The organism is Mesorhizobium sp. M7A.F.Ca.CA.002.15.2.1 (genome assembly GCF_003998715.1).
Classification (GTDB): Bacteria; Pseudomonadota; Alphaproteobacteria; order Rhizobiales; family Rhizobiaceae; genus Mesorhizobium; species Mesorhizobium ciceri.
The window spans coordinates 1-1,068 of record NZ_RZPI01001077.1; the positions used below are offsets into that span (position 1 = coordinate 1).

Consider the following 1,068-nt stretch of genomic DNA (forward strand, 5'->3'; position numbering starts at 1 on the left):
GGCCAAGATGCTGCAAGTCGACGCGCCGGACGGCGCCATCGATATCGTCGGCACCGGCGGGGACAATTCCCACAGCGTCAATATTTCCACGGGATCGGCCTTTGTCATCGCCGGCAGTGGTGTGCCGGTTGCCAAGCACGGCAATCGTGGCCTGTCCTCGCTGACAGGAGCCGCCGACGTGCTGGTTGCGCTCGGCGTCAAGATCGACATCTCGCCCGAATTCATCGGCCGCTGCATCCACGAGGCTGGCATTGGTTTCATGTTCGCGCCCGCGCACCATCCAGCGATGAAACATGTCGGTCCGACCCGCGTCGAACTCGGCACCCGCACCATCTTCAACCTGCTCGGGCCGCTCTCCAATCCAGCTGGCGTCAAGCGGCAGCTGGTCGGTGTGTTCCTGCCGGAATGGATCCTGCCGGTTGCCGAGACGCTGAAGGCACTGGGTGCGGAGCATGCCTGGGTTGCTCATGGCGACGGCTATGACGAGATCACCACCACCGGCGAGACGCAGGTCGCCGAACTGATCGGCGGCGAGATCCGCAGCTTCACCCTGACGCCTGAAGCGGTCGGGTTGCCGCGCCACAGCAGGGACGAACTGCGTGGCGGCGATGCGGACTACAATGCCAAAGCCTTGCGCGATATGCTGGGCGGCGCTGCCGGCGCCTATCGCGACACCGTGCTGATGAATGCCGGCGCCGGCCTGGTGGTGGCGGGCAAGGCGACGACGCTTGCTGACGGCATCGCGCTCGCCGCGCAAGCCATCAACAGCGGCCGGGCCCTGCAAGTGCTCGACAGGCTGGTCGAGATTTCGAACGGGTAAAACGTGTCTGACATTCTTCGCAAGATCGAGGCCTACAAGCGCGACGAGATCGCGGCGGCAAAGGCACGTGTGCCGCTGGCCGAAATCAAGGCGCGAGCCAAGGACGCCGACGCACCGCGCGGCTTTCTTGCCGCACTCGAAGCAAAGCGCAAATCCGGCGCCTTTGCGCTGATCGCCGAGATCAAGAAGGCAAGCCCGTCCAAGGGGCTGATCCGCGCCGATTTCGATCCGCCGGCGCTGGCGCAGGC

General features: G+C 65.2%; 1 protein-coding gene and 1 pseudogene. Both read left to right on the forward strand.

Going from position 1 to position 1,068, the window contains the following annotated elements; all coding sequences use genetic code 11:
• On the forward strand, nt 1–820 hold an 820-nt coding region (trpD, locus tag ENZ74_RS32710), incomplete at its 5' end, for an anthranilate phosphoribosyltransferase (RefSeq protein WP_127313332.1).
• A gap of 3 nt (nt 821–823) precedes the next feature.
• A pseudogene (locus tag ENZ74_RS32715) lies at nt 824–1,068 on the forward strand (indole-3-glycerol-phosphate synthase TrpC); the annotation flags it as partial.